Below are 23,480 nucleotides of genomic sequence, written 5' to 3'. Positions count from 1 at the left end.
GACGCTGTTCCCGCAGTTGACGCTGTCATCGCCCGCCTTCGCGGACGATGACAGTTGAATGTGTGACGGAATTCGCCCCTAGTGCTTCTGCCCGTAAAGCACCGGCACCGTCGAATCCACGACGACCTCGATCAGGCTCGTGCCCGCAAACGTCATTCCGCGCTTCAGCGCCTCGCCCAGCTCCGCAGCCTTCGTCACCCGTACCGCTTCGCACCCCATGCCTTCGGCGAGCCGCACGAAATCGATCCCTGGCAGCTCCAGCCCCGGCACGTTCCTCACCTGCACTACCTGGCTGAACGAGCGCATCGCGCCATAGCCGGAATTGTTGATGACGACGACGGTGAGCGGCAGCTTGCGCTGCGCAGCGGTCCAAAGCGCCTGGATCGAATACATCGCCGAGCCGTCGCCGATCAGGCAGACCGTGCGCTGCTTCGGCTTGCCGAGCGCCATGCCGACTGCGGCGGGCAAGGAGTAGCCGAGGCCGCCGCTGGACATCGTGTAAAAGCTGTCCTGGCCGCGCATCGGCATGAACTTTTGCATCGCTGGCCGGTGCGAGGGGACTTCCTCGACCAGCGAGGTGCCATCCGGCATTGCCTGCGACAGCGAGTGCAGCAGGAACTCCACGGGCAGCGGATCGGCGGCCTGCGGCGCCGGCGGCAGCGTGCGGCCCTTTGGCGCGGCGCGTTTGCTCTCCGGCAGAAGGTCGAGCAGCAGGCTCAGTGCAGGCTTCATCGTCGCGATGATGCTGGTGCCGACCGGCGTCACGGCCGCTGCATCCGGATCATCGGTGATCTGGAAGATCGTCGCACTGCCGTCGAAGATCGCGGCATGGCCTTCGACATGAAAGGTGAACACCGGCGCGCCGATCACGACGATGAGGTCGTGATCGCGTAGTGCATCGGACAGCTGCGCGGGCGAAGCATGCAGGAAGCCCGCGAATTGCGGATGGCGCTCGGGGAACGAGCAGCGCGCCGAGAACGGGCTGACCCAGACGCTGGCCTTGGCCTTCTCGGCCACGCGCACCATCAGATCGACTGCGCCGGCGCGATCGACGCCGGGGCCGATGACGAGTGCAGGGTGCTTGCACGACGTCAGCGCTTTCACCAGCGCCTGCATCGCATCTGGTTCGGGCCCGATCTCCCGGCTGACCTTGCGCGCCTCGATGGGAGATGCCGCATGCGCCCAATCGTCGATCGGGATCGACACGAAGGTCGGCCCGCACGGGGCCTGCATTGCGGTGTAATAGGCGCGCGCAATGGCGGCCGGCACGTCCTCGGCCCGTGCCGGCTCGACGCTGTATTTGACGTAAGGCCGCGGAAACTCCGACGCGCGCTCGGCGTAGAGAAACGCCTGCAAGGGAAGGATCGAGCGCGCCTGCTGGCCAGCGGTGATCACGAGCGGGGTCTGGTTGCGATGCGCGGTGTAGATGTTGCCGAGCGCGTTGCCGACGCCGGCCGCCGAATGCAAATTGATGAAGCCGGCATTGCGCGTGGCCTGGGCGTAGCCGTCGGCCATGCCGACCGCGCTGGCTTCCTGCAGCGCCAGCACATAGTCGATGTCGTCAGGCCAGTCGCTGAGGAACGGCAGCTCGGTCGAGCCGGGATTGCCGAACACCCTGTCGATGCCGAAAGAGCGCAGCAGGTCGAGCGTGGCCTGCTTCACGGTGACGGACTTGCTGCCGGTCTTGCCGTTCTTTGCCATGGTTTCCGTCCCTTCTCGACCTCATCCTGAGGAGCGCGTCTTCGCGCGTCTCGAAGGATGAAGGCCCGGCTGGTGGCCTCGCCCTTCGAGACGCGCGCGAAGGGCGCGCTCCTCAGGGTGAGGGTCTAAATTCCCGCTTCGTCGCTTCGCTCCTCGCAATGACGAGGAGAGAGCCTCACCACACCGCCGTGCCCTTCATCGTCGGCTGCCCTTCCGCATTCGCGGTCCACAGCTCCATGCTCGCCTCGGTCTCATTCGCATTGATCGAGAACTCCGTGCCCTCGAACAGCGGCTGCACGCCACGATAGGTAAATTTCTTCGGCGCCTTGCCGCCATGCAAGCGGGCCGCCATTTCGATGATCAGCGCCGCCTGCAACGGGCCGTGGAAGATCAGGCCCGGATAGCCCTCGACCTTGGTGACATAGTCGCGGTCGTAGTGGATGCGGTGGCCGTTGAAGGTTAGTGCGGAGTAGCGGAACAGCAGCACGGGATCGGAGACATGAGTCTCGCGATGCTGCGCCTTCGGTAGCGGGGGCGGAGCCTTTGCGGGCGCGCTGCTCGTCATCTCGCGATAGACGATGTCCTGCCGCTCGCGAATGGCGAGCCCGCGTGGCGAGGAAATGCTGTGCTCGACCGAGACGAAGCACAGCGTGCCGGTCGAGCCCGATTTCACCTGCACGTCGGCGATGCGTGAGGTGCGCGTCGATTCATCGCCAACGCGCAGCGGCTCAAGGAACTCGATCTCACCGCCGGCCCACATCCGGCGCGGCAGCGGCACCGGCGGCAGGAAGCCGCCGCGGGTCGGGTGGCCGTCGGGCCCTAACATCGACATTGGAAACACCGGTTGTGCCAGGCACCAATGCACCGTGAACGGTGCGGCATCGCCGTTCCTGGGCTCGCCGACCTCCTGGAACAGCGTCGCGCGCAATCCTTTCACGAGCTGCGCGGTGACGATGTCGGTGGCCTCTTGGTTGCGGCCGATCCATTGCCGCAAATGATCGATGTCGAGCTTCTCGGTCATGACGCCTCGCTCTATTATTTTTTGGATTGGGGACGTTCGCCGATCGCCGGCACCGGCCCATAGCTGCGCGTCTCGCCAACGATGATCGGCGCCGGCGCGGGATAGCTGACCCGGCCGTTGGGCGTATCGACCTCGATGCGGCGCAGATGCGGATGGTTGGTGAGGTCGGCCATGGTGTTGACCTCGGCAAAGGCGATGTCGGCATCGGACAGCCGCTTCAGCAGCTCGTCGCGCGTCATATGACTGAAGGCGTCCGCGACGGTCTTGTCGGTGAAGTCGCGGTTGCGCACGCGTTCGACCATGTTGGCGACGCGCGGATCGCTTGGCAGGTCCGGCTGGTCCAGCACCTTTGCGCAAAGCGTCTTCCACTCGCGCTCGCTCTGGATCGAGATCAAGATGTCCTTGCCATCCTCCGAGGTGAACACGCCATAGGGCGCGATCGAGGGATGGCGCAGGCCCATGCGCTTTGGAGGATTGCCGGCCTCCGAGTTGAGCAGCGGCACGGTGCACCAATCCGCCATCACGTCGAACATGGAGATGCGGATGTCGGCACCTTTGCCGGTACGCCCGCGCCCGATCAGCGCCTCCAGGATCGCCGCATGCGCGGTCGCGCCGGTCGCGACGTCGACGATCGACATGCCGACGCGCGAGGCGCCGTCGGGATTTCCGGTGATCGAGGCCAGGCCGCTTTCCGCCTGAATCAGCAAGTCATAGGCCTTGCGATGCGCGTAGGGGCCCGCGTCGCCGTAGCCGGTGATCGTGCACGAGATCAGCTTGGGATAGTCCTTCAGCAGCCGCTCGCGCGAAAAGCCGAGCTTGTCCATCGAGCCCGGCTTGAGATTCTGGATCAGCACGTCGGCGCTTGCGATCAGCTTTTCCAGCTCGGCGCAGCCTTCTTTCGTTGCGAGATCGACGACCACCGATTGCTTGCCGCGGTTGAGCCACACGAAGTAGCTGCTCTGGCCCTTGGCTGCCGCGTCATAGCCGCGTGCAAAATCGCCCTCGGGCCGCTCGATCTTGATCACCTCCGCGCCGGCATCTGCCAGGCGCGAGGAGCAGAACGGTGCTGCCACCGCCTGCTCGACCGCAATCACCCTGATCCCGTCAAGTGCTCCCATGATGGCTGCCTCAATACGAGCGGGGCATGCCGAGCACGTGCTCGGCGACGTACGACAGCACGAGGTTAGTCGAGATCGGCGCCACCTGGTAGAGTCGCGTCTCGCGGAACTTGCGCTCGACGTCGTACTCCTCGGCGAAGCCGAAACCGCCATGAGTCTGGATGCAGGCATTGGCCGCTTCCCACGACGCGTCCGCCGCGAGCATCTTGGCCATGTTGGCCTCCGCGCCGCAATCGAGCCCGGCCTCGTATTTACGCGTGGCCTCCTTCACCATCAGCTCGGCCGCGCGCATCGAGGCGTAGGCCTTGGCGATCGGAAACTGGATGCCTTGATTCTGGCCGATCGGCCGGCCGAACACCGCGCGCTCCTTGGCATAGTTCGTGGCCTTCGCGATGAACCATTTGGCGTCACCGACGCATTCGGCCGCGATCAAAATGCGCTCGGCATTCATGCCGGAGAGGATGTAGCGAAAGCCCTTGCCTTCCTCGCCGATCAGATTTTCCGCCGGCACCTTCATGTCCGTGAAGAACACTTCGGTGGTCGCGTGGTTCATCATGGTGCGGATCGGGCGGATCTCCAGACCATTGTCCTTGGCCTCGCGCATGTCGACGATGAATACCGAGAGACCATCGGTGCGCTTCTTGACCTGCTCCTTCGGCGTGGTGCGCGCCAGCAGCACCATCAGGTCGGAATGCTCGGCGCGGCTGGTCCAGATCTTCTGGCCGTTGACGATGTAGCTGTCGTTGCCATCCTTGCGCGCGAAGGTCTTGAGCGAGGAGGTGTCGGTGCCGCTGGTCGGCTCAGTGACGCCGAAAGCTTGCAGGCGCAATTCGCCGCTCGCGATCTTCGGCAGATACTTCGCCTTCTGCTCGGCATTACCGTGCCGCAGCACCGTGCCCATCGTGTACATCTGGGCGTGGCAGCCGCCGCCGTTGCAGCCCGCACGTTGAATCTCTTCCAGGATCGCCGCTGCGGCCGAGAGTTTCAGCCCCGCGCCGCCATATTCCTCAGGGATCAGCACCGAGAGATAGCCGGCCTCAGTCAGCGCATCGACGAAAGCCTTCGGGTAAGCCATCTCGCGATCGAGCTTGCGCCAATACTCGCCGGGAAACTGCGCGCAGAGCTTGGCGACCGCTTCGCGGATGTCGGCGTAATCTTCGGAGTGGTGTTCTTGACTCATGGCGTTTCCAATCAATAGCGGCAGTTAAGATAACGCCGGCCAATCCCCCGGCGTTGTGAAAACAACGCCAGCCCCCTATGCTCATTTGCTATAGCGTATGGAGTAGCCTTCCAGGATTGGCAAGCATGGATTTCCGTCAGCTTAGGACCTTCAGTTGCGTGGCGGAGCTCGGCAGCCTGTCCAAGGCGTCCGACACGTTGCGCGTGGCGCAGCCGGCGCTCAGCCGCCAGATCAAGCTCTTGGAACACGAGCTGCGCACCGAGCTGTTCACGCGCAACGGCCGCGGCATGGTGCTGACCGAATCCGGGCGCCTGCTGTTGGCGCGAACCTCCGGCATCGTCCGGCAGATCGACCAGATCCGCGACGACATCCAGTCGGCCAAGGGCCCGCCATCCGGCCAGGTCGTGCTTGGCCTGGTTCCGACCGTGAGCTGCGTGCTGTCGGCGCGCTTTGCGCGGCGCTGCGTCGAGAAATTTCCCGGTATCTCGCTGCGTATCGTCGAGAGCTACAGCGGCCATCTCGTCGAATGGCTGCATCGCGGCGAGATGGACTTGGCCATCCTCTACGGCCGCTCGGCCGACCTGCATCTCAACGTCGAGAGTCTCGGCCGCGACAACATCGTCGCTGTCGGCCCGCGCGGCTGTGGTCTCGCGCGCAGGAAGAGCGTCGACATCGGCTGGCTGCTGCGGCAACGCCTGGTGCTGCCCAGTCATTCGCACGGCCTCCGCGCGCTGATCGAGCACGCGGCGGCCCAGCGCAAGATCAAGCTCGACGTCCAGTTGGAAGCGGATTCGTTTCGGGTGCTGACGAGCCTGGTCGAGGAGGGCCTCGGTTTCGCGCTGCTGCCGCCATCATCCGTCCACGGCGAGGTCGCGGACGGCCGGCTGGAGACCGCGCCCGTGTCCAAGCCGATGACGCGCGAGCTCATTTTCGCTTCTCCGATCGATCGTCCGGCCTCGACGGCCTCGCTCGCCATCACCGGGCTTTTGCGTGAGGAGGTCGCGGCCTGCCGCAAGGAGGGCCTGTGGGACATCAGGCTGAGTTAAGTGCGCTCGTGCTTAGAACAGCCCGGTGCCAACTTGCCTTCGCATCTGGCGCGAGCTGTCATGCCGGAATTTTATAGCCGGGGTGTCGCTGCGCTTGCGGAGTGTCAGGGGCGATGCGCTCTTCGCCTCACCCTCGGTGTCATGGCCCGCGAAGGCGGGCAATCCAGTATTCCAGAGGCCGCACGGCTGGAACCGAAAGGCTGCGGCGTACTGGATGCTCCGCTTTCGCGGAGCATGACAGCGGAGGTTGATGAGGTCGCTTGCCCCAAAGAGCCTTCTAGGAGCGGAGCCTATCCCGGAATCCGCACCGGCAGCGACTCATACCCCTTGATGAAGCTCGAATAGATCCGCTTGGGCTCGCCGACCACCTCGATGCGGTCGAAGCGCTTCAGCATCTCTTCCCAGATGATGCGGAGCTGGAGCTCGGCCAGACGCATGCCGACGCAGCGGTGGATGCCGAACCCGAAGGAGAGGTGGGTGCGCGGCCGCGCGCGGTCGATGATGAAATCGTTCGGCCGCTCGAACATCTCCTCGTCGCGGTTGCCCGAGACGTACCACATCACGACGCGGTCGCCTTTCTTGATGTGCTTGCCGCCGATCTCGGTGTCTTGGAGCGCGGTGCGCCGCATATGCGCCAGCGGCGTCTGCCAGCGGATCACCTCCGGCACCATGGAATCGATCAACGCCGGGTTGGCGCGCAGCTTGTCGTACTGCTCCGGGTTCTCGTTCAGCGCCAGCACCGAGCCGGTCATGGTGTTGCGCGTCGTGTCGTTGCCGCCGACGATGAGCAGGATGATGTTGCCCATGAGGTTGTCGGGGTCCATGTGGCGTGTGGCGTCGTTATGGGCCATCAGCGACAACAGGTCGTTGCGCGGCTCGGAATTGACGCGCTCGTTCCACAGCTTCGACATGTAGGCATAGCACTCGTCCATCTCGCGGCGGCGCTCTTCGGCCGAGGCGACGATGCCGCTCTTGGGCAACGCGGTCGAGACGTCGGACCAGCGCGTCAGCTTTCGCCGCTCCTCCCAGGGGAAGTCGAACAGGGTCGCCAGCATCTGCGTCGTCAGCTCGATCGAGACGCGCTCGACGAAGTTGAAAGTCTCATTGCGCGGCAGATTGTCCAGCACGGTCTGCGAGCGCTGGCGGATCAGTTTGGCCAGTTCGTCCAGATGCTGAGGGGTGAACATCGGCGACACCGTCTTGCGCTGCGCCGAGTGCCGGGGCTGGTCCATGGCGATGAAGCTCGGCCAGTCATAGCCTTCGGGCACGTCGCGGATCGAGATGCCGCCGAGCTTGGAGTCGGAGGAGAAGATGCCGTGATTGGTGTCGACATGCATGATGTCGTTGTACTTCACCACCGACCAGTAGGGCTCGATCGGCGCGTTGGTGCAGTAATGCACCGGCTCTTCGTTGCGCAGCCGCTCGAACCAAGGCCACAAGGTATCGTCCTGGAACAGCCTGGGCGCGCCGGGGTGGAATTGCGACAACGGCGTCGCATAGGCCTCCTCGCGGGCCCTGCGCATGCGTTCGGCCTTGTTCACTCTAACCGGCGCTTGGATGTTCATGGTCGTGGCTCCAGTTGATCTTTCCTTCGCCTCTTTCCGCACGCGGGAGAGGGGAGTTCTTCGACTCACACGGCGATCTTCACCGGCAGCGTCTCGATACCCTTTACGAAACTCGAATAGACCCGCCTGGGTTCGCCGACCACATCGATATGGTCGAAGCGCTTGAGGATCTCTTCCCAGATGATCTTGAGCTGGAGTTCGGCCAGCCGCAAGCCCACGCAGCGGTGGATGCCGAAGCCGAAGGAGAGATGCGTGCGCGGGCGGGCGCGATCGATGATGAAATCGTAGGGCCTCTCGATCACCTCCTCGTCTCGGTTACCCGAGACATACCACATCACGACCTTGTCACCCTTCTTGATCTGCTTGCCGCGGAACTCGAAGTCGGAGAGCGCCGTGCGCCGCATATGCGCGAGCGGCGTCTGCCAGCGGATCACCTCCGGCACGAAGCTGTCGAGCAGATCAGGATTCTCGCGCAGCTTGCGATATTGGTCCGGATGCTGGCTCAGCGCGTAGATCGAGCCCGACATGGTGTTGCGGGTGGTGTCGTTGCCTCCGACGATCAAAAGAATGAGATTGCCGAGGAAGTTCTTCGCATCCATGTCGCGCGTCGCGGCGCCATGCGCCATCATCGACAAGAGGTCGCTCTTCGGCGGCTGCTCGATGCGCTCCTTCCAGAGGCGGGAGAAATAGCCCGCGCATTCCGTCAGCTCGGCCTGTCGTTCGTCTTCGGTGGCGACGAGGCCGTCCGGACCGGGAATGGTGGTGGCGATGTCGGACCAGCGCGTCAGCTTGCGGCGGTCCTCCCAGGGGAAGTCGAACAGCACCGCCAACATCTGCGTGGTGAGCTCGATCGAGACGCGGTCGACCCAGTCGAACACCTCGCCACGCGGCAGGTTGTCCAGGCACTCGGCCGAGCGCTTGCGGATGTTGAGCGCGAGATTGTCCAGATGCGTCGGCGTGAACATCGGCGCCACGGTCTTGCGCTGCGCCGCATGCCGCGGCGGGTCCATCGAGATGAAGCTCTCGCGGCGCAGGTCTGGATCGATGTCGCGGATCGTGATGCCGCCGAGTGCGGAGGCGGAGGAGAACACCGAATGATTGGTCTCGATCTCCATGATGTCATTGTAGCGCGTCACCGACCAGTACGGGCCGAACATCGAGTCCTTGCAATAGTGCACGGGATCCTCCCGGCGCAGGCGGTCGAAATAGGGCCAGAACGTATCGGTCCTGAACAGTTCAGGATCGCCGGGATCGAACTGCTCCAGCGGCAGCGATGTGGCGCGCTCGCGCAACGCGTCGAGCTTGGCTGCGCTCTCGATAGTCCCATGCATGACCGCTCTCCCTGTCGTGAACCGCGCGTCGTTGAATTCTGCGCTGCGGTATTTGATTTGCAATTACAGCCGGTTGTCTGCGCCGGGGCAAGGAGAGTTTTGCCACATCCAACCTTCCCGAGAGCGTCGGACGGACGTCACGCTGGCACGCGAACGTGACCTCCCGCACGCCGCTCAGTGGGGGATCGTGCAAGAAACCAACTGGAATCGAGGTAAATCGAACCCGGTTATCTTGGGATCGACTAACCTCTGATCTATAGTTTGGCCGTCACAGATCCGCACCCCGAGGTTGCCGCCGTGAACGACATGCAATGGGCCCCCACCGGCTCCGAACCCATACCGCCGCCGCTGCCGCCGATGCGGGTCGATTTCACCGGCAGCCGCCCCGAATTCCGCAAGCTGGTCACCAGGGGTGCCATGCTCGAGCTCGTCACCTTCGGCTTCTACCGGTTCTGGCTCGTCACCGACATCCGCCGTCATCTGTGGACCAACACCGCGATCGACGGCGATGCAGCCGAATACACCGGACGTGGTAAGGAGCTTTTGGTCGGCTTCCTGTTCGCACTTGCGATCCTGGTGCCGATCTATCTCGCGTATTTCCTTGTCGGCATCGAGTTCGAACGCTGGCAGGGCTTTGCCTCGGCGCCGCTCTTCATCGCCTTCTATGCCTTCGGCCAGTTCGCGATTTTTCGCGCGCGCCGCTATCGCCTGACGCGCACGGCCTGGCGCGGCGTGCGGTTCTGGATGGACGGCTCGGGCTGGGCCTATTCGTTCCGTGCCATGCTGTGGGGCTTGCTCGTGTTTCTGACGCTCGGCCTGGCGCTGCCCTGGCGTGAGGCTGCGCTCGAACGCTACAAGATGCAGCACACCCATTACGGCGATCTCACCGGCGATTTCGAAGGCGACGGCTGGACGTTCTTCAAGCGCGGCTGGTGGCTGTGGCTGCTCAGCCCGATCGTCCTGGTGATCTTCCCGCTCGCACCGTTCTTCTATGCCGAGTTCAAGGCGCGCGAATGGCGCTGGTGGCTCGACGGCATCCGTATCGGCGGCGTCAGCCTGTCCTCGCGGCTGCCTCATGACGCCTTCTACGGCCTGTACTGGAAGGTGATCGGCTGGTGGCTGCTGCTCTCGATGGCTTTTGCCGCCTATCTTGGCGGCGCCACCATGCTCGTCGTCACCCTGAGCGGCGTTCCGGTGGAGGAGGTGTTCGGCCCGGACAATGCTGCCAAGAGCATCCCGATGCTGGTGATGATGGTGATCGGCTATTTCGCGCTCGCCCTTGCCGTCAACATCATCATGCGCGTCTATCTCCAGCGCGATCTCTGGGCCAAGGTGCTGGAGAACGTCGAGGTGCACAACATCGCGGCCGCCGCGGATGTGCGCGGCAGCGGCGAGCTCGCTGGCGCGCTCGGCGAAGGTTTTGCCGATGGACTGGATGTTGCGGGATTCTGAGCTGTGAGTGAGTTGTTGACCGAGGTCCCCGCGCAGTCCGCAAAGCCGGCGATCTTCTTCGACGGTGTCTCGAGCCGCAGGCGTCAGGTGACGCTGACGCTCGGTGACGCCCTAGAGATCGCCGAGGACGGCGAAGCGCCCGTTCGCTGGGCCTATGCCGATATCCGCCGCGCCGACAGCCCGGCCGGGGTTTTGCGTCTGGCTTCGACATCCGCGCCGCCACTCGCGCGGCTCGAGGTCCGTGATGCCGCGCTCGCAGCCGATCTAACCGCGCGATGCTTGCGCCTCGACGAGCGCCAGACCACGCGCCGTGGTGTCGCGAGGATCGTCGGCTGGTCGGTGGCCGCCGCCGTCTCCATCGTCTGCGTCGTGCTGTTCGGCGTACCGCTCGCCGCCGATCGGCTCGCGCCGCTCGTGCCGAAACCGATCGAGCGCCGCATTGGCGATGCGTCCGAGGTCCAGGTGAAGACCATTTTCGGCCGCAGCGCCTGCGAAGATCCCGCAGGCAAGGCCGCGTTCACAAAGCTCGTCAACCGTCTGCGCGATGCCGCCGGCCTCGACGACGATTCCATGACGGCCGGCGTGCTGCCGAGTTCGGTGCCGAACGCGTTCGCGCTCCCGGGCGGCAAAGTGTTCGTGCTGAAGGGCCTGCTCGACAAGGCTGAAAGCCCCGACGAGCTCGCCGGCATCCTCGCGCACGAGCTCGGCCATCTCAAGCATCACGACAACATGCGCGGCCTGATCTACAACGGTGGCACCTCGTTCCTGATCGGCCTGTTGTTCGGCGACGTCACCGGCTCCTCGGCCGTGATCTTCGCCTCGCGCAGCGTGGTCGAAGCCTCCTATTCGCGCGAGGCCGAGACCGGCGCCGACACCTTCGCCATCGACGTCATGCACGCACTCGGCCGCTCGCCCAAACCCGCGGCCGAGCTGATGTTCCGCATCACCGGCAAGGAAGGCGGCTCCGGTCTCATGACGATCCTCGCCAGCCATCCGCTGACCGAAGACCGTCTTGCGCGCATGACCAAGGAAGATCGCCCTGCCAGCGGCCCGCCGCTGCTGACGGACAAGGAGTGGCGGGCGCTGAAGGCGATTTGCGGCAGCGGAAAGGTGTGAGCCGCCGGGGGTTACTTCGCCGGCGCCGCCGGCGGGTTCGAGCCAGTGGTGACGTTCGGCGCGTTGTTCGGGCTGGATGTCGTGGTCTGCTGACCGACCTCGCGCCCATTGTAGAAGAAGATGGCTGCGACCACGGCGATCACGAAGATGGCGCCGATCGCCCAGCCGACCGGGCTGTTGCGGCGCGCACGGTCAGTCCTGCGGTCATCATTCTGATAGGTCATCGTGCTCTCCATGCTAGAGCAGGAGAACATCGCGCGACGGAAGCTGTTCCTAATGTGCGCGTAGCACTTACCGCGTTCCGTAAGCGCGGTCGCCGGCGTCGCCAAGGCCGGGCAGGATGAAGCCATTCTCGTCGAGGCCTTCGTCCACCGCGGCCGTCCAGATCGGAACGTCCGGGTGCAGTCCGCGCAGGCGCTCGAGGCCTTCCGGCGCGGCGATCAGGCAGGCGAGGCGGATGTCCCTGGCGCCGCGTTCCTTCAGCCGGTCGATGGCCGCGACGGCCGTGTTGGCGGTGGCGACCACGGGCGTCACCACGATCGCGAGCCGTTCGCCGAGATCGGACGGCGATTTGAAGAAATACTCGACCGCGGCAAAGCTGTGCGGCTCGCGGTAGAGCCCGATATGGGCGACGCGCGCGGTCGGCACCAGATCCATCATGCCGTCGACGAAGGTGGTGCCGGCGCGCAGCATCGGCACGAACACCAGCTTCTTGCCGGCGATCTTGGCCGAGTGCATCGTTGCCAGCGGCGTCTCGATGACCGTGTCGGCGAGCGGTAGGTCGCGCGTCACCTCGTAGCACAGCAGCATGCCGATTTCCTTGATCAGCTCGCGAAACGACTTGGTCGAGATGGACTTGTCCCGGACTAGCGTCAGCTTGTGCTGCACCAGCGGATGATCGACGATCGTGACGCCTTCCATGATGGGATGCTCTTCTTCTTCCCTTCTCCCCTTGTGGGAGAAGGTGGCGCGAAGCGCCGGATGAGGGGTCGTCTCCACGAACTTCGATGAGAGATGTGCCCGCGGAGACAACCCTCACCCGGCTTCGCCCTTCGCGAAGCCACCTCTCCCACAAGGGGAGAGGGTTATTAAAAAACCGTGCCGTCGCTGATCACTTTGAGCGGCGGCGAACCGTCCGGACGGCGTGCGAAGGCGATCGCGCGGCCCGCGGCCCAGGTGCCGCCCTCTAGAATGCTGGCGAGCGGTAACGTCTGAGGCGTGCGGTCGAGCTTGGCGCGGATGCGCTCTGCCAGCCGGTCCAGCAGGGCGACGGTGAGCGCGCGCCACTCGACGACGAGCAGCGAATCCACGGCATGCGCGCGCGCGGCATCCGCGGCATCGCGCAGACGCAGCACTTCGTGATCGACGAACAGGCCGCCATTGCGGTATTCGGCGAGCCCGGTCAGGCCGTCGATGTCGGTCACTTCGAAGCCTGCGCGCTGGAGCGGCTCGATGAGCGAATAGCTCAGCCATTGCGACAACTTGTGCAGCGGTACGAGACCGGCGGTGGCGTCGTCCGCCTCGATCGCCGGGTGATGCCAGCAATCGCCAAGCGGAATGCCCGCGAGTTCCAGCCGCGACGGCCAGATTGGTCCGAGCTGGTCCAGCACCGCGGAGAGGATGGCGGGCGCGGGAAGCGCGCGGCCCACAGCTTGCGCCGCGATGTGATCGAACAGGCCGCCCGGCCGCGGCGTATCGTTCAAACCGAATACCTCCGAACGCTCTGCGACCAGCTTGCCCAGACGGCGCAGCAGATCCGTGCGCCCTTCCAGTCCAAGCAGTGGATTGGCATCGCCGACCTGAAAGGCGGATGTGAGCCTGTCGCGCGGCAGCCTTGCAAGCACGTCCGCATCGGCCCTGAACGGCGCGCCGGGATCGCGCGAGAAAAGGCCGCCCGCAAACATATCGAGGCTTGCGATCGCAAGCCCCTCGGACCGGCCGATGCTTTCTCCTGTCACCGCGTCGCGATATCGCCACGCCGCACCCGCGCCGGCATCGAGCAGCACGCTGACGATGGCGAGGTCGAACTCCGCGCGCGCCCGCGCCGCGCGATCCGGCCAGGACGTAGCGTCCGCGAGCTCCGCCCAGCGATCGACGCCGCCAAGCACGAAATGCCGCCATCGTGCATGGAAGGGAATGTCCAGCCTCGGATAGGCCTTGCGCGTCACCGCGAGCACGGCCTGCGCGACGCCGTCCATGCGGCCGAGATCGATCGTGAAATGCTGGAGGCCGCCGGCGAGGCCGATCTCGAGCATCTGCGCGGCCCGCGCGCGAACCGCCGCTGCAGTGAGCAGCGCGCGCGCCTCTCGTTCCAAAGCCTCCGCCATCGCGCGATCAGTATTTTTCCAGCGAACGCCCGACCACGTCGTTGACGTCCTTCTCCGGCGCGATTTCGGTCGAATAATAGCCGGCGGCCTTCTTCGCGGCGATTTCGACATAGGCGTCGGCGGGAATGAGCTCCGGCGGGATCGGCACGCGCTCGACGATGTCGATGCCTTGCGAGGTCAGCGCGTCGTATTTCATGTCGCTCATCGACAGGAAGCGGTCGATGCGGGTCAAGCCGAGCCAGTGAATCGTATCCGGCATCAATTGCTGGAAGCGCGCGTCCTGCACGCCGGCGACGCATTCGGTGCGCTCGAAATAGGCCGCGGCCGCGTCGCCATCCTCCTGGCGCTTGCGCGCGTTGTAGACCAGGAATTTGGTGACCTCGCCGAGCGCACGGCCTTCCTTGCGATTGTAGACGACGAGTCCGAGCCCGCCCTCCTGCGCGCCGCGCGCGGATTCCTCGATGCCGTGAATCAAATAGGGCCGGCAGGTGCAGATGTCGGATCCGAACACGTCCGAGCCGTTGCACTCGTCATGCACGCGGCAGGTGATCTTGGTGCGGTGGTCCGGCAGCTTTGTCACATCGCCGAACAAGTACACCGTGGTGCCGCCGATCGGCGGCAGGAACACTTTCATGTCCGGCCGCGTCACCAGCTCCGGGAACATGCCGGCGGTCTGCTCGAACAGCGTGCGCCGCAGCTCGGTCTCGCCGGTGCCGAAGCGAGTCGCGAGGCCCGGCAGGTACCACACCGGATCGATCGCGATCTTCACCACCGACACGCTGCCATTGGCGTGCACGACCTCGCCGTCGGCGCGTAGCCGGTTTGCCGCCAGCGCCTCGCGGATCTCCGGGAGGTCCAGTCGCGCGCGGGTTACCGCGATGCTCGGCCTGATGTCGAAGCCCTCGGCGATCTCCTGGCGGAAGTTTTCCGCAACGAGATGCCCCCACGGATCGAGCGCGACGATTTTCGTGGGATCATTCCATTGCGGGAACGGGCCAATGGTCGCGGCGGGAAACGTGTTGGTGAGGTCAGGACGCCGGATCGGATCGAGCGCGCCCGCGGACACTGCGAGCGCCCGGTACATCGCGTAGGATCCGCCATGGCTGCCGATCACGTTACGATCCCCAGCGCGCGACACCGTGCCGATGATCGGACCCCGGGCGCGCGCCTCAGTGGCGCCCCAATGGATCGGGAAGGCGGCCTTCCGGCCCGGCTCCGGATGGGAGGTCAGGCGGATGTGGTCGGTACGGTTCGCGCGGCTCATGTCCAGGCTCCCAAAAAGCCAACGGCCCGCCGCTCGGACGGGCCTGGCTCGGTCGCGTTGCCAGTCGAGGACACCGGCGACGCGAGCTCAATCCGACATATTGTAGCGGCGAGGCACGACAGACAAGTTAATCGTGCCGGGCGGGCAGAGCCCCTTCGTGCCTAATTCCCGTCGTCAACGCGCCAGCAGCGCCGCCTTTGGCACCGCGCGCCCGCGTTGGCGGACCCGGCCGCTCTGCCTGTGCGGCCAGTTTAAGAGATTGAAATATTTCCAATTTTCGTGTTTTCAAGGGGTGCCGAATGGTCTGGCTGTGCGGACGACACGTTCTCGACAAAACCTGACTCAGCCCAACCGTAGGATCGCCTCGCCTTGGAGACTGCCATGCCCGCCGCCAGCTACATCGACCCCCGCAACGGACAACTCTATCCGCTGGACCGGCCGCGCTGGTGCTCGGACGAGCGCACGCCGTTGCTGGTGACGCCGGGCGCCGGCATGTCGCGCGAAGACATCGATGGCCGCATGCGATCGCTCTGGCGTTACCGGGCGGCGCTCCCGGTCGAGATCGCAAAGCCGATCACGCTCGGCGAGGGCTGCACGCCCCTGGTCCAGCAGGATTGGGGCGAACTGCGGCCGCTGTTCAAGCTCGAATGGTTCAACCCGACCGGCAGCTTCAAGGACCGTGGCTCTTCCGTGATGCTGTCCTTCCTGCGCCAGATCGGCATCAATGCGGTGCTGGAGGATTCCTCAGGCAATGGCGGCTCGTCCATGGCCGGGCTGGGTGCCGCCGGCGGCATGCGCGTGAAGATCCTCGCGCCTGCCTCGACCTCACCGGCCAAGATCGCGCAGGTGCGCGCCTATGGCGCCGCGGTGCAGCTCGTCGATGGCCCGCGCGAGGAATCGGAGGCCGAGGCGATCCGCCAGTCGCACCAGACGTTCTACGCCAGCCACAATTGGCAGCCGTTTTTCCTCGAAGGCACCAAATCGCTCGCCTATGAGATCTGGGAGGACCTCGGCTTCCACGCGCCCGACAACGTCATCGTCCCGGTCGGTGCCGGCAGCAGCCTGCTCGGTTGCGCCTTCGGCTTCCGGGAGCTGCGCAAAGCCGGCCAGATCACAAAGCTGCCGCGCCTGTTCGCGGCGCAGCCGCAAAATTGCTCGCCGATCGATGCAAGCTTCCAGGCCGGCGTCGATACGCCTGTCGCGCGCGAGGTGCACAAGACCATCGCCGAAGGCACCGCCATCAAGAATCCGCTGCGCCTGCGCGAGATCATCGGCGCCTTGCGCGAAAGCGGCGGCGGCACCGTCGCGCTCACCGAGGACGAGATCGTTGCTGCCCTGCGGCGTCTTGCACGGCAAGGATTGTTTGCCGAGCCGACCAGCGCCAGCGCGGCTGCCGCGCTGGAAAAACTGTCCGCTGCCGGCGCCATCAAGGCGAACGAGACCACGGTCGCCGTCCTCACCGGCACCGGCCTGAAAGCCGCCACCACCGTTGCCGATCTCGTGCAATAGCCTTCGATCTATTGAGCCTGTAGCGCGGGCCCGCGCGGGGTTAGGCTGTTGCAGTGGGATCGTCATTCCCGGGCTTGTCCCGCGCATCCACGTTCCTCGTGCCGCGGAGCCTTGCATGGATGGACGGACAAGGCGGACCATACGGGAAGAAGGTTTCGGTGAGCGCGTTGAACCTTCGGCGTCCGTCGTCAGCCTCATGAACATCGAGCTCGAGAAGGAGAGTTCCATGACCGCGCAGGATCCGTTTGCAGGTTTCAAGGCCGTTCAGAAGGAAGCCTGGTCGCTGTTCACCCCGATCGAAGTGTTCACCACACCGGCCGCCGCCAAGCTGGTCGGTTTTGCCGGCGTTGTCGCCGGCCAAAGGTTGGTCGACGTCGCATGCGGCACGGGTGTGGTCGCAATCACGGCCGCGCGCCGCGGTGCGAAGGTCAGGGGTCTCGACCTTTCGCCGGTTCTGATCGAGCGCGCCCGCGAGCACGCGCAGCTGGTGAACCTCGATATTGACTTCGCTGACGGTGACGCCGAAAGCCTGCCCTATGGCGACAATGAGTTTGACGTGGTGCTCAGCCAGTTCGGCCACATGTTTGCACCGAGTCCGGACCTTGCAATCGGCGAGATGCTGCGGGTGCTGAAGCCCGGCGGCACCATCGCTTTCTCCACTTGGCCGCCACATCTCTATGTCGGACGGATGTTCGCGCTGATCGGCCGCCATCTGCCGCCGCCCGAGGGTGTGGCGTCGCCGGTGTTGTGGGGCGATCCGAAAACGGTCGCCGAGCGTCTCGCCGGGAAAGCACAGGACCTCTCCTTCGAGATGGACATGATGACGCCGTCCGCACTCAGCCCGCAGCATTTCCGCCGCACCATGGAAACGACGATCGGGCCTTTGATCAAGCTCGTCGCCCAGTATCAGGACGAGCCGGACAAGCTCAGGAGCTTCCGCGCCGAGTTCGAGGCGTTGATCTCGGAATATTTCGATGCCGGCAACAACGTGATGCGCCAGCAGTATCTGATGACGAGAGCAAGGAAGGTGTGAGGGCGCGATCTCAGGCTAATGGCTTGCCGGGTTAAGTCTTGCTCGTCCTCCCCTGGAGGGCCGGGCTATCGCATTTGAAGACTGTTCGCCTTCGGCTATCCTTCGAGACGCCCGGCTTTGGCGGGCCCTTAGGATGAGGACCGCAGTTTCAACGAACACCGGTGCCGCTTAGCCTCATCCTGAGGGGACCGCTGGAAGCGGTCGTCTCGAAGGACGAGGCGCGCGCTCATTCGCCGCCCAAAAACCCATATGCGATTGCCTGCTCTCCAGGGAAGGGTAAGAAGCGCCTCATTCCTTCAGATCGTTCACCCGCTTCACCCATGTGCGCACGTCGGCGAGCACCTGGGGCAGCACCGCCTTGACCTCCTGCACCGTCATGCCGGGCTTGATGCGGGGGTCGTAGAGCAGATTGAGGATGTACTGGTCGTAGACGTCGAAATAGCCCATCGAGACGTTGTCATTGAACATCGTCCACGGCACGCTGGCGGTGTCGTTGATGGGCCCGAGCGATTGCAAGAGCTCCTCGTAGGCGCAGTCGAGGAAGACGAAATCGCCGTTGTCGACCGTGAGGATGACGTCGGAATGCTCGATCTCGAAATTGTCGTTCTTGCGAAAGCCGGACAGGCATTGCGGATCGAGCGAGGTGCGGATCTCGCGCGCCTTCTCCGCGCCGTAGAAGCTGGTGAGGGTGCGGTAGAGATCGCGATCGCGCACGAGCTTCACCCGCACATTCGCCGCCTCATTGGTGTCGGTCATGGCGATGTCGAGATGCTGCACGCGGGCGGCGATGTCAGTCACGACCCTTGCGAGTTGCATCTTGCGGTCGGCGCGGTCGCTCTCGGCGTACACGCGCACCGGCCCGTCGAACTTGCGGATGCGGTCGACGCGGCCGGCGAGGTGATATTCGGCGCCGAACGCCGTTTTGAGAAAACCGTCAACGATCTCGCCGTCGGTAAAGCTCTTCTTCTCGGAGCGCTGGCGCGAGGCGATCGCGGGCAGTTCGCCCGCTCGGGCCGTGGTCGCGGTGTCAGGCACCAATGTGAGCGCGGCGAGCGCCAGCAGGGCGGCGCGGACGGCGGGCGCGGTCAGGTTCAATGCGCTCATTGTCGTGCGACGCTGCCGCATTCGCGTCGCGCGCACAAGCCCGCAAATTCACGCGCCCTGCGGGTTCCCTCTGTGGCGGCCTAGTTGTTCAGCACCACCACGGTGGTGCCGACCGCGACCCGGCTGTAGAGGTCGGTGACGTCCTCATTGGTCATGCGGAAGCAGCCCGAGGACACGGCCTGGCCGATCGTCTCCGGTTCGTTGGAGCCGTGGATGCGGTACAGCGTCGAGCCCAGATACATCGCGCGCGCGCCCAGCGGATTGTCGACGCCGCCTTTCATGTGGCGCGGCAAATCGGGCCGGCGGGCCAGCATCTGCGACGGCGGCGTCCAGTCCGGCCATTCCTTCTTGGCGGTGATCCTGTGCACCCCGCCCCAGCGGAAGCCGTCGCGGCCGACGCCGATGCCGTAGCGCAGCGCCTGGCCGTTCTGGAGCACGAGATACAGCCGCCGCTCGCTCGTGTTCACCACGATCGTGCCGGGCGCGTAATTGCCGTTATAGATGACGGTGGTGCGGGGGACGGGGTTGGCGCCGGAACGGAAGAAATTCGGGCCGCCGCCCATGATGTCGCGCGAGTCGAACTCTTCGGCGAGCGCGCCTCCTGCCATGGCCGACACCAGTGCCATGGCGGCCATCGGCGCGGCAAAAAACCGGATCATTGTCTCCCCCAAGCAAAAAATCGATTCAATGGAAGCCAGAGGCCATATTTGCGGGCATTTCGCAAGCCACGGCCGCGTGAGGGACGCCATGCTTAACGATTGGCGTTACCAAATCGGCAACCGCGCCCCATCTGCCGAAAGGAATTAGCCCAGCCAGCGCATCGTTACGCCGGGCAGGGCCGCGATGGCGGCTATTGCTTTGACGGAACGCGCGAACAATGATTGATCGCACGGATATCTGGACAATGCCTGTCGTGGGAGCCTTGGGATGAACGGTGCGGAAAGCCTGGTGCGGACAATGGTCAAGGGCGGGGTGGACGTCTGCTTCACCAACCCCGGCACCTCCGAAATGCATTTTGTCGCAGCGCTCGACCGCGTGCCCGGCATGCGTTGCGTGCTCGGCCTGTTCGAAGGTGTGGTCACCGGAGCTGCCGACGGTTATTTCCGCATGAAGGGAACACCGGCCTCGACGCTGCTGCATCTCGGCCCCGGCCTCGCCAACGGCCTTGCCAATCTGCACAACGCGAAGAAGGCCAATTCCGGCATCGTCAACATTGTCGGCCAGCACGCCGTCTACCACATCGGCTACAACGCGCCGCTGACCTCCGACATCGAGGGCCTGGCCCGGCCGATGTCGTCCTGGGTCCGCACCTCGCCGGATTCCAAATCGGTCGCCGCCGACGGCGCAGCAGCGATTGCCGCCGCCAAGAGCGCGCCGCCGCAGATCGCCACCCTGATCCTGCCCGCCGACACCGCCTGGAACGAGGCCGACGGCATCGCCGAGGTTCCGGCCGAGCAGCAGCGGGCGAGCTATTCGCCGCAGGCGGTCGACCAGGCCGCAAGGATCCTGCATGGCGACGGCGAGGGCACGCTGCTGCTGATGACCGGCAGCGCGCTGAGCGAGCAGGGCCTGGCGCTCGCCGAGCGAATAGCCGGCAAGACCGGATGCACGGTGATGGGCCCGACCTTCCGTCCCAAGATGGCGCGCGGCCGCGGCCGTTTCTCGATCGATCGCATTCACTACGTCATCGAGCAGGCGCTGCCGATGCTGGCAAAATTCCGTCACATCGTGCTGGTCGAGTCTGACGATCCCGTGGCGTTCTTCGCCTATCCGAACAAGCCGAGCATGCTCAAGCCCCAGGGCTGCGAGGTCCATCGCATGACCTCCTGGGGCGAGAACTCGGTCGCGGCGCTGGAAGCGCTTGCGGGCGCCGTAAAGGCCAGCGCCAAGGACGTCAAGCCGCAGGCTTTGCAGGAACTGGTCAAGCCGACCGGCGCGCTCACCTTTGCCTCGATCGCACAGGCGATCGCCTGTGCGATTCCCGAGAACGCCATCATGGTCGACGAATCCCTCACCACCGGCCGCGGCTTCTTCCCGCCGACGGCGGTCGCCGCCCCGCACGACTGGCTCCAGAACATGGGCGGCTCGATCGGCTTCTCGACGCCGCTGTCGATCGGCGCCGCAATCGCCTGTCCGGATCGCAAGGTGATCACCATGGTCGGCGATGGCAGCGCGATGTACACGATCCAGTCGCTGTGGACGCAGGCCCGCGAGAACCTCGACATCGTCACCATCGTGTTCGCCAACCGCATCTACCAGATCCTGCGCGGCGAGTTCGACAATGTCGGCGCCGGCGAGCCCGGCCAGCGCGCCAACGACATGCTGCGGCTCGATCGTCCGACGCTGGATTTCGTCGCGCTCGCGAAGGGCATGGGCGTGCCTGGCCGCGCCGTCACCAATGCCGACGAGTTCAACAAGGCGCTGGCCGAAGCCGTCGCCGAGCCCGGGCCGCGCCTGATCGAAGTCCAGATGTGAGTCTGGCCGGTTGCGCCGCGACTTCAGTCCTCATCCTGAGGAGCCCGCGTGAGCGGGCGCCTCGAAGGATGCTTGCAGGTGGGATACGGGCCTTCATGGTTCGAGACGCGCGTTCCGCGCTCCTCACCATGAGGATCTGGCAGCGGCGCAACTGAGGGCGCGTGATGGGCCCGGAGGCACGATGCAAACCGAGCTGAACAAGGTGATCGCGGCGCTCCGGGACTTCTACGCGCAGGAAGCATTCCTGTTCGAGAAGGACGTCGGCGAGCGCGCGATCACGCACCGCTTCGCCGTGCACTTGGAGAAGCAGTTCTCCGGCTGGTCAGTTGATTGCAATTACGACCGGCTTGGTGAGCGCACGCTGCATCTGCCGCACGGCACTATCATCTCGACCGACGACCATCTCGGCAAGTCGATCTATCCTGATGTCGCCGTGCATCAGCGCGAGATCCCGAACAATTTGCTCACTGTCGAGATCCGCAAGGCGAGCAATCACACGCCGCTCGAGCACGACCAGCACAAACTGAGGGCGCTGACCGACGTGCATGTCTGGTTTCCCTATTGGATGGGCGTACTGCTGGTGCTGGACAGGCACCACGTCACGATGTCGGAGGTCTATGTCAGCGGGCTCGTCGATGAAGCGCTGTCGCGCTGGTTCGCGATGCGGCTGGAGGAGACCGGTCTCGGAGCTCGCGCATAGCGGAGCGCGGCGTGCGCGGTCACGCACGCCGCCTTCTCGTCAGTAATAGTACGGCTGCGAGTAGGCGTAGCGCGGATTGATGCCGCAAGAGGCCGATGTGCCGGAGGCGGTGGCGGCACATTGCTGATAGCTTGCGAACTGGCAATTGCCGGGATAGCCCCAGTTGCGGCCTTGCAGGCAATATCTGTCGTTTGCGGCCTGGGCCGGCGCCGCCGCCAAGGACGCGGCGATCACGGTTGCGAACGATGCAAGGGTGAGGATGGTGCGACGCATTTCAATCTCCTTCTAGGGCGGGGTGGAACGGCCGTGCCTTGGCGTTCCCCGTGGCCTGACGGACGCACGGTCATGCCTATCTTGGTGTCCGCGACGCGGGATGCGTTCGAGGTGAGATACATCCTGACGCAGCCGGCGGCGGACAATGTGATCTCCACCACAGTTCGCGCACAGGTTCTGACCTAATCTCAACGAACTTGCACGCCTCGATCCCGTGGGACTAGGCTTGCCTCATTCGGATCAGGCATTTTGGAGGTTCTGATGCAGAGATCATATTTGCTGGCTGCGACGGCAGCGCTGGTGCTCCTGATGCAAACGCCGCTGGCCCTGGCCCTGGCGCAGGGCGCACCGGCCGCCGGCGGAACCGCTGCGCCTGCCGCAACGAGCACTGCGCCAGCCGCGACGACGGCACCGGCTGCGGCCACCGACACCTCCAGCCAGCCGACCGATTCCAAGAAGAGCGCATCGAAGAAGCCGGCGAAGAAGAAGATGACGCGGCAGCAGGAGATCGATCATTCGGTCGACACCGGCACCGTCCCCGCGCGCTACCGCAGCTCGGTGCCCAAGCAATACCAGCAATACATTCCGTTCGATAAACAGTAGCGGATTGCGCCGCGGCGCGACCGGGATAGCGGTTGCGGCGCCGGTGCCGTCGAACGCATGGGCTTGGCCAGATTGGGTTCGACCGCATACATTGTGGCGATCCGCTTGTGGGTGCTAGTGTGGGCCAAGGTCCGGGGGAAGGAATGAGCGAGGACGGGAAGGATGCTGGCTTGGTGGCCATGATCACCAGCATCCTGGGGGGCAACAAGCGCGCCGACGTCGTGACGCCGCCGCCGCTCGCCGAGGCTCCACCGACAGCGCCGACGAACGGGTTTGAGTCGGTCGAGCCGTCCAACACAGATGCTGCAGCGGCCAAGCCTGCCGCCGAGGCCGTAGCAGCCGACACGCAGCCGGTCGAGGCGCCTCCGAAAATCGTCACCACACGAGACGGCAAGCAATTGCTCCCTGCGGAAGCGATTGCCGATCTCGTGCTTGGCGAATTGCGCAAGATGGAGAATTTTCCCGCGACCGGCGCCTCCGTCACGGTCTACGGTTACAAGCACTGGAATGCCATGATCACCTTCGCGCCGTTCTCGACCACGTTCCAGAATGCGACCCGGTTCCGCCAGGCCATGCCGGACATCGTCGTCAAGCTACGCCGTTTCGTCGAACTTGAGATATAGTCCAGGTCAATCAGCGGCGGCGGAACGCTGCCGGTAGCC

At 64.8% G+C, this 23,480-nt stretch carries 22 protein-coding genes; 9 read left to right on the top strand and 13 right to left on the bottom strand.

All coding sequences use genetic code 11. From position 1 onward, the window contains the following. Window positions 1-78 precede the first annotated feature (78 nt). The 4 genes from mdlC to IVA92_RS23135 all read right to left on the bottom strand — a co-directional run bounded on the left by mdlC (window position 79) and on the right by IVA92_RS23135 (window position 5,020). Window positions 79-1,701 (bottom strand): benzoylformate decarboxylase, encoded by a 1,623-nt coding sequence (mdlC, locus tag IVA92_RS23150; protein WP_247277409.1) that lies wholly within the window; start codon window positions 1,699-1,701, stop codon window positions 79-81. Between the two features lie 175 nt (window positions 1,702-1,876). Continuing rightward, window positions 1,877-2,722 carry a MaoC family dehydratase N-terminal domain-containing protein gene (locus tag IVA92_RS23145; protein ID WP_247277408.1) on the bottom strand — a complete coding sequence of 282 codons (846 nt, stop codon included), beginning with the start codon at window positions 2,720-2,722 and terminating at the stop codon, window positions 1,877-1,879. 14 nt (window positions 2,723-2,736) lie between these two features. Beyond that, on the bottom strand, window positions 2,737-3,840 hold the full coding sequence (locus IVA92_RS23140; protein ID WP_247277407.1) for a CaiB/BaiF CoA-transferase family protein: 1,104 nt from the start codon (window positions 3,838-3,840) through the stop codon (window positions 2,737-2,739). Window positions 3,841-3,850: 10 nt separating this feature from the next. Then, window positions 3,851-5,020 carry an acyl-CoA dehydrogenase family protein gene (locus IVA92_RS23135; protein ID WP_247277406.1) on the bottom strand — a complete coding sequence of 390 codons (1,170 nt, stop codon included), beginning with the start codon at window positions 5,018-5,020 and terminating at the stop codon, window positions 3,851-3,853. Between the two features lie 125 nt (window positions 5,021-5,145). Here IVA92_RS23135 and IVA92_RS23130 point away from each other — a divergent pair, with 125 nt between their 5' ends. Continuing rightward, a complete protein-coding gene (locus tag IVA92_RS23130) occupies window positions 5,146-6,066 on the top strand; it encodes a LysR substrate-binding domain-containing protein (RefSeq protein ID WP_247277405.1) in 921 nt (306 codons plus the stop codon). A 290-nt stretch (window positions 6,067-6,356) separates the two neighbouring features. Here IVA92_RS23130 and IVA92_RS23125 read toward each other — a convergent pair whose 3' ends face one another. Both IVA92_RS23125 and IVA92_RS23120 read right to left on the bottom strand, forming a co-directional pair. Then, on the bottom strand, window positions 6,357-7,631 hold the full coding sequence (locus IVA92_RS23125; RefSeq protein WP_247277404.1) for a cytochrome P450: 1,275 nt from the start codon (window positions 7,629-7,631) through the stop codon (window positions 6,357-6,359). A gap of 65 nt (window positions 7,632-7,696) precedes the next feature. Further along, complete coding sequence (locus IVA92_RS23120) at window positions 7,697-8,962, bottom strand: cytochrome P450 (protein WP_247277403.1); 1,266 nt, start codon at window positions 8,960-8,962, stop codon at window positions 7,697-7,699. Window positions 8,963-9,268: 306 nt separating this feature from the next. Between IVA92_RS23120 and IVA92_RS23115 the strand changes: the two genes are divergently transcribed. Next, window positions 9,269-10,414, top strand: coding sequence for a YjgN family protein (locus tag IVA92_RS23115; RefSeq protein ID WP_247277745.1), 1,146 nt, complete (start codon window positions 9,269-9,271; stop codon window positions 10,412-10,414). 3 nt (window positions 10,415-10,417) lie between these two features. Then, window positions 10,418-11,530, top strand: a complete 1,113-nt coding sequence (locus tag IVA92_RS23110; protein ID WP_247277402.1) for a M48 family metallopeptidase — start codon at window positions 10,418-10,420, stop codon at window positions 11,528-11,530. A gap of 11 nt (window positions 11,531-11,541) precedes the next feature. Here IVA92_RS23110 and IVA92_RS23105 read toward each other — a convergent pair whose 3' ends face one another. The 4 genes from IVA92_RS23105 to IVA92_RS23090 form a co-directional block, all read right to left on the bottom strand. Continuing rightward, window positions 11,542-11,754 (bottom strand): hypothetical protein, encoded by a 213-nt coding sequence (locus tag IVA92_RS23105; protein ID WP_247277401.1) that lies wholly within the window; start codon window positions 11,752-11,754, stop codon window positions 11,542-11,544. 67 nt (window positions 11,755-11,821) lie between these two features. Beyond that, window positions 11,822-12,451 carry a uracil phosphoribosyltransferase gene (gene upp, locus IVA92_RS23100; RefSeq protein ID WP_018317218.1) on the bottom strand — a complete coding sequence of 210 codons (630 nt, stop codon included), beginning with the start codon at window positions 12,449-12,451 and terminating at the stop codon, window positions 11,822-11,824. Window positions 12,452-12,618: 167 nt separating this feature from the next. Further along, window positions 12,619-13,857, bottom strand: coding sequence for a URC4/urg3 family protein (locus IVA92_RS23095; RefSeq protein ID WP_247277400.1), 1,239 nt, complete (start codon window positions 13,855-13,857; stop codon window positions 12,619-12,621). Between the two features lie 7 nt (window positions 13,858-13,864). Next, on the bottom strand, window positions 13,865-15,121 hold the full coding sequence (locus IVA92_RS23090; RefSeq protein ID WP_247277399.1) for a GTP cyclohydrolase II: 1,257 nt from the start codon (window positions 15,119-15,121) through the stop codon (window positions 13,865-13,867). 381 nt (window positions 15,122-15,502) lie between these two features. On the opposite strand from IVA92_RS23090, the gene IVA92_RS23085 reads away from it, so the two are divergent. Further along, entirely contained in the window at window positions 15,503-16,630 is a 1,128-nt protein-coding gene (locus IVA92_RS23085; protein WP_247277398.1) for a threonine synthase, read from the top strand. A gap of 226 nt (window positions 16,631-16,856) precedes the next feature. Beyond that, window positions 16,857-17,663 (top strand): class I SAM-dependent methyltransferase, encoded by an 807-nt coding sequence (locus tag IVA92_RS23080; protein WP_247277397.1) that lies wholly within the window; start codon window positions 16,857-16,859, stop codon window positions 17,661-17,663. 288 nt (window positions 17,664-17,951) lie between these two features. Here the strand turns inward: IVA92_RS23080 and IVA92_RS23075 are convergent, their stop codons facing one another. Both IVA92_RS23075 and IVA92_RS23070 read right to left on the bottom strand, forming a co-directional pair. Beyond that, entirely contained in the window at window positions 17,952-18,767 is an 816-nt protein-coding gene (locus tag IVA92_RS23075) for a DUF2927 domain-containing protein (protein ID WP_247277396.1), read from the bottom strand. A gap of 80 nt (window positions 18,768-18,847) precedes the next feature. Continuing rightward, window positions 18,848-19,426, bottom strand: coding sequence for a L,D-transpeptidase (locus IVA92_RS23070; protein ID WP_247277395.1), 579 nt, complete (start codon window positions 19,424-19,426; stop codon window positions 18,848-18,850). Window positions 19,427-19,694: 268 nt separating this feature from the next. Between IVA92_RS23070 and IVA92_RS23065 the strand changes: the two genes are divergently transcribed. Both IVA92_RS23065 and IVA92_RS23060 read left to right on the top strand, forming a co-directional pair. Then, window positions 19,695-21,242: an acetolactate synthase large subunit gene (locus IVA92_RS23065; RefSeq protein ID WP_247277394.1), complete on the top strand. Its 1,548-nt coding sequence runs from the start codon at window positions 19,695-19,697 to the stop codon at window positions 21,240-21,242. Window positions 21,243-21,423: 181 nt separating this feature from the next. Further along, a complete protein-coding gene (locus IVA92_RS23060; protein WP_247277393.1) occupies window positions 21,424-21,942 on the top strand; it encodes a hypothetical protein in 519 nt (172 codons plus the stop codon). A gap of 39 nt (window positions 21,943-21,981) precedes the next feature. Here the strand turns inward: IVA92_RS23060 and IVA92_RS23055 are convergent, their stop codons facing one another. After that, entirely contained in the window at window positions 21,982-22,215 is a 234-nt protein-coding gene (locus tag IVA92_RS23055) for a DUF3551 domain-containing protein (protein ID WP_247277392.1), read from the bottom strand. Between the two features lie 261 nt (window positions 22,216-22,476). Between IVA92_RS23055 and IVA92_RS23050 the strand changes: the two genes are divergently transcribed. Together IVA92_RS23050 and IVA92_RS23045 are read left to right on the top strand one after the other, a co-directional pair. Beyond that, window positions 22,477-22,818, top strand: coding sequence for a hypothetical protein (locus IVA92_RS23050; protein ID WP_247277391.1), 342 nt, complete (start codon window positions 22,477-22,479; stop codon window positions 22,816-22,818). A 143-nt stretch (window positions 22,819-22,961) separates the two neighbouring features. Further along, entirely contained in the window at window positions 22,962-23,441 is a 480-nt protein-coding gene (locus IVA92_RS23045; protein WP_247277390.1) for a hypothetical protein, read from the top strand. The last annotated feature ends 39 nt before the right edge of the window (window positions 23,442-23,480 follow it).

The organism is Bradyrhizobium sp. 154, assembly GCF_023073875.1.
Classification (GTDB): domain Bacteria; phylum Pseudomonadota; class Alphaproteobacteria; order Rhizobiales; family Xanthobacteraceae; genus Bradyrhizobium.
This window is presented reverse-complemented; position numbering and strand designations above follow the sequence as displayed.

Bases quoted from the DNA above. Each gene is read 5' to 3' on its own strand.
- mdlC (WP_247277409.1), bottom strand. From the start codon at position 1,701: ATGGCAAAGAACGGCAAGACCGGCAGCAAGTCCGTCACCGTGAAGCAG.
- IVA92_RS23145 (WP_247277408.1), bottom strand. From the start codon at position 2,722: ATGACCGAGAAGCTCGACATCGATCATTTGCGGCAATGGATCGGCCGC.
- IVA92_RS23140 (WP_247277407.1), bottom strand. From the start codon at position 3,840: ATGGGAGCACTTGACGGGATCAGGGTGATTGCGGTCGAGCAGGCGGTG.
- IVA92_RS23135 (WP_247277406.1), bottom strand. From the start codon at position 5,020: ATGAGTCAAGAACACCACTCCGAAGATTACGCCGACATCCGCGAAGCG.
- IVA92_RS23130 (WP_247277405.1), top strand. From the start codon at position 5,146: ATGGATTTCCGTCAGCTTAGGACCTTCAGTTGCGTGGCGGAGCTCGGC.
- IVA92_RS23125 (WP_247277404.1), bottom strand. From the start codon at position 7,631: ATGAACATCCAAGCGCCGGTTAGAGTGAACAAGGCCGAACGCATGCGC.
- IVA92_RS23120 (WP_247277403.1), bottom strand. From the start codon at position 8,962: ATGCATGGGACTATCGAGAGCGCAGCCAAGCTCGACGCGTTGCGCGAG.
- IVA92_RS23115 (WP_247277745.1), top strand. From the start codon at position 9,269: ATGCAATGGGCCCCCACCGGCTCCGAACCCATACCGCCGCCGCTGCCG.
- IVA92_RS23105 (WP_247277401.1), bottom strand. From the start codon at position 11,754: ATGACCTATCAGAATGATGACCGCAGGACTGACCGTGCGCGCCGCAAC.
- upp (WP_018317218.1), bottom strand. From the start codon at position 12,451: ATGGAAGGCGTCACGATCGTCGATCATCCGCTGGTGCAGCACAAGCTG.
- IVA92_RS23095 (WP_247277400.1), bottom strand. From the start codon at position 13,857: ATGGCGGAGGCTTTGGAACGAGAGGCGCGCGCGCTGCTCACTGCAGCG.
- IVA92_RS23090 (WP_247277399.1), bottom strand. From the start codon at position 15,121: ATGAGCCGCGCGAACCGTACCGACCACATCCGCCTGACCTCCCATCCG.
- IVA92_RS23085 (WP_247277398.1), top strand. From the start codon at position 15,503: ATGCCCGCCGCCAGCTACATCGACCCCCGCAACGGACAACTCTATCCG.
- IVA92_RS23080 (WP_247277397.1), top strand. From the start codon at position 16,857: ATGACCGCGCAGGATCCGTTTGCAGGTTTCAAGGCCGTTCAGAAGGAA.
- IVA92_RS23075 (WP_247277396.1), bottom strand. From the start codon at position 18,767: ATGAGCGCATTGAACCTGACCGCGCCCGCCGTCCGCGCCGCCCTGCTG.
- IVA92_RS23070 (WP_247277395.1), bottom strand. From the start codon at position 19,426: ATGATCCGGTTTTTTGCCGCGCCGATGGCCGCCATGGCACTGGTGTCG.
- IVA92_RS23065 (WP_247277394.1), top strand. From the start codon at position 19,695: ATGAACGGTGCGGAAAGCCTGGTGCGGACAATGGTCAAGGGCGGGGTG.
- IVA92_RS23060 (WP_247277393.1), top strand. From the start codon at position 21,424: ATGCAAACCGAGCTGAACAAGGTGATCGCGGCGCTCCGGGACTTCTAC.
- IVA92_RS23055 (WP_247277392.1), bottom strand. From the start codon at position 22,215: ATGCGTCGCACCATCCTCACCCTTGCATCGTTCGCAACCGTGATCGCC.
- IVA92_RS23050 (WP_247277391.1), top strand. From the start codon at position 22,477: ATGCAGAGATCATATTTGCTGGCTGCGACGGCAGCGCTGGTGCTCCTG.
- IVA92_RS23045 (WP_247277390.1), top strand. From the start codon at position 22,962: ATGAGCGAGGACGGGAAGGATGCTGGCTTGGTGGCCATGATCACCAGC.